The 3,220-nt window shown below is 67.6% G+C and carries 3 protein-coding genes; all 3 read left to right on the forward strand.

The window, feature by feature from the left end; translation table 11 throughout:
* The coding region (locus tag ACWGI8_RS42060; protein ID WP_453668735.1) for an enhanced serine sensitivity protein SseB C-terminal domain-containing protein at positions 1-322 on the forward strand (322 nt) is incomplete at its 5' end.
* A 115-nt stretch (positions 323-437) separates the two neighbouring features.
* Complete coding sequence (locus ACWGI8_RS42065) at positions 438-1,217, forward strand: enhanced serine sensitivity protein SseB C-terminal domain-containing protein (protein WP_453668736.1); 780 nt, start codon at positions 438-440, stop codon at positions 1,215-1,217.
* Between the two features lie 300 nt (positions 1,218-1,517).
* Positions 1,518-3,188, forward strand: coding sequence for an ABC transporter substrate-binding protein (locus ACWGI8_RS42070; RefSeq protein WP_453668737.1), 1,671 nt, complete (start codon positions 1,518-1,520; stop codon positions 3,186-3,188).
* Positions 3,189-3,220 lie beyond the last annotated feature (32 nt).

Here is a 3,220-nt window from a genome sequence, read left to right on the forward strand (position 1 = left end):
CTTCGAGCCGGACTGGCAGGAGGAGCCGGTCGACTTCCACGCCGCCGCGGCCGGCGAGTTCGAGGGGACCGGCGTCGTGCAGACCGCCCGGCGCGTGCTGGCCAGCATCGAGGGCGACGCTCCGGTCCTCTTCATCGGCGTCCAGCTCTCCGCCTTCGAGGGCCCCGACCGCACCGCCCCCATGGACGCGCTGGGCCGGGCCCTCGGCCGGGCCGCCGTGAAGTGGCCGGTCAACCTGGTCCTGCTGGACATCGCCCAGGACCCGGTCGGCGACTGGATGCTCAACCGGGTCAGGCCCTTCTACACCCGGCAGTACGCATAGTCGTCAAGTTTGTGTCAGGACGGCCGCTTAAGCTGGTTTGATGACGTTGGCCGCGGCACTCGTGTGCCCAGGGCGACGTCGGGGAACGGCGGATCGAAGAGGGGTGGGACCCAGAGTGAGCGCGTCAGGCACCGCGGCGGCCGGGCAGGCCGAGCACATGCTGCGCCAGGTGACTCCCGGACGCTACGACGCGTACGAGGCGCTGCTCCACGCCCTCGCCGAGGACCGGATCTGGATGCTCCTCTGGCACGGCCAGGCCGGCTCCCCCGACGCCCAGTACGGGAACATGGAGGTGGACGGCGAGACCTACGCCCCCTGCGTCACCTCGGCCCAGGAGCTCGCCGCCTCCGGCTGGACCAGGGCGCACGAAGTGGTCACCGGCACCGACGTCGCCCGTGCCCTCTTCCCCGATCGCTACGGCCTCTGGCTCAACCCGCACGCGCCGGGCGGCGGGGTCGGCATCCCCTGGCTCGATCTGCGCCGGATCGCCACCGGCCTCGACCGGATGCCCGCAGGGCCCCTGCGGCTCACCGAGCCCGCCATCGAGATCCCCCAGTTCTACGCCCTGCTCACGCAGAACGCCCACCGCACCCCCGCCGTCCGCTCGCTGCGCAGAGCCTGGGTGCAGCCCGCACTCGGCGCCCCGTACCTCGCCATCGGTCTCGATCTGTACGACACGGGCCAGCAGTCCGTCGACACCGTGCGCGCCATGATGCAGCAGTCGATCGCCGCCGTCCCCGACGGCCTCCCCGTCTCCACCGTCGCGATGTCCGACGACTACGACCCGGTCACCATGTGGCTGCGGGCCAACGCCCGCCCGTTCTACGACCGCGAGGCCCACGCCGCGCCGCCGCAGCCGTCCGGATACGGCTACCCTCCCGCGCAGTTCCGCTGATCCGTATGCCCGAAGTTCCGCTGTTTCGTACGCCCGCAGGCCGCTGATCCACGCGCCTGTGGGCGCCGCTGTTCCGTACACCCGCAGGCCGCTGTTCCGTACGCCTGCGGGTCGCTGCTCAACAGCTCTTTGTGTCCCGGAAGTTAACCGGACGAGGTCCGATGTCCCGGATCGGACCGTTTTGGTGAGTGTCCGGGTCTCAGGTGTGCATCACCGCTATGCGGACTGTTCTCCCTGTTGGGACTCGTCTGTAGTGTTCGGCCAATCAAGACCTGACCCGGCGCATTCCAGGGGTGGACCATGCGAATATTCAAGTCCAGAGCCGTTACGGCGATTACGGCGGCCCTTGCGGTCGGCCTGATCGCCACGGGTTGTTCGAGTGACCGCGGCAAGGACGGCGACAAGGGTGGCGACAAGGACACCTTTGTCTTCGGTGCCCCGGGCGACCCGGGCTCCCTGGACCCGGCCCTCGCGAGTGACGGCGAGACGTTCCGGGTCACCCGTCAGGCCTTCGAGGCGCTGCTGGAGCACGAGTCGGGCGGCAGCAAGCTCGTCGGCGGTCTCGCCGAGAAGTGGTCGAGCGACCCGTCCGGCAAGGTCTGGACGTTCAACCTGCGCAAGGGCGTGAAGTTCCACGACGGCGAGGCGTTCAACGCGGCCGCGGTCTGCGCCAACTACGACCACTGGTTCAACTGGACGGGCACGTACCAGTCGAGCGCGGTCTCGTACTACTGGCAGACCATCATGGGCGGCTTCAAGAAGAACGAGGACAAGGAAGCGCCGAAGCAGAACTACAAGTCCTGCACCGCGAAGGACGAGAACACGGCGGTCATCGAGGTCAACGAGACCTCCGCCAACCTGCCCGGCGGCTTCTCGCTCCAGGCTCTGGCGATCCACTCGCCGAAGGCGATCAAGGAGTACGAGAAGCAGCAGGCGACCGCCAAGGGCGACGCGATCACGTACCCCAAGTACAGCCAGGAGGCCGGCACGGTCGCCGGCACCGGCCCGTACAAGATCACGAAGTGGAACAAGGGCAACAAGGAAGTCTCCCTCGAGCGCTTCGACGACTACTGGGGCGACAAGGCGAAGGTGAAGAACCTCGTCATCCGCACGATCGACACCGAGGACGGCCGCCGTCAGGCGCTGCAGGCCGGTGACATCGACGGTTACGACCTGGTCGCGCCCGCCGACATCAAGACGCTCGAGAGCGCCGGCTTCAAGGTGCCGACCCGTGACGTCTTCAACCTTCTCTACCTCGGCATGTCCCAGGAGAAGAACCCGGCGCTGAAGAAGCCCGCCGTCCGCCAGGCCATCGCGCACGCCATCGACCGCGAGAACCTGGTCAAGACCCAGCTGCCCGAGGGCGGCAAGGTCGCGACGCAGTTCATGCCCGACACGGTCGCCGGTTTCTCCGAGAACGTGACGAAGTACCCGTTCGACACGGCCAAGGCCAAGTCGCTGCTGGCCTCCGCGAAGGAGAGCAACCTCTCCATCGAGTTCTGCTACCCGACCGAGGTCACCCGCCCGTACATGCCCGCCCCGCAGGACATGTTCGAGCTGATGAAGGCCGACCTGGAGAAGGCCGGCATCCAGGTCACCCCGAAGCCCATGAAGTGGAACCCGGACTACCTGGACGCCACCGAGGCCGGCTCCTGCGCCCTGCACATGCTCGGCTGGACCGGTGACTTCAACGACGGCTACAACTTCATCGGCACCTGGTTCGCCGAGTACGACAAGCAGTGGGGCTTCAAGGACGCCAAGGTCTTCGCCGACGTGAAGGCCGGATCGGTCGTGGCCGACCCGACCAAGCGCACGGACCTCTACAAGAAGGCCAACGAGACGATCATGGCGTACCTGCCGGGTCTGCCCATCTCGTCCTCGCCGCCGGCCATCGCGTTCGGCAAGAACGTCAACCCGCCGAAGGTCTCCCCGCTGACGCAGGAGAACTTCGCCGAGGTCTCCTTCAAGTAAGACACCCCAAGGGGTCCGCCCGGCCACGGAAG

The sequence above is a fragment of the Streptomyces sp. NPDC054841 genome (assembly GCF_053611045.1).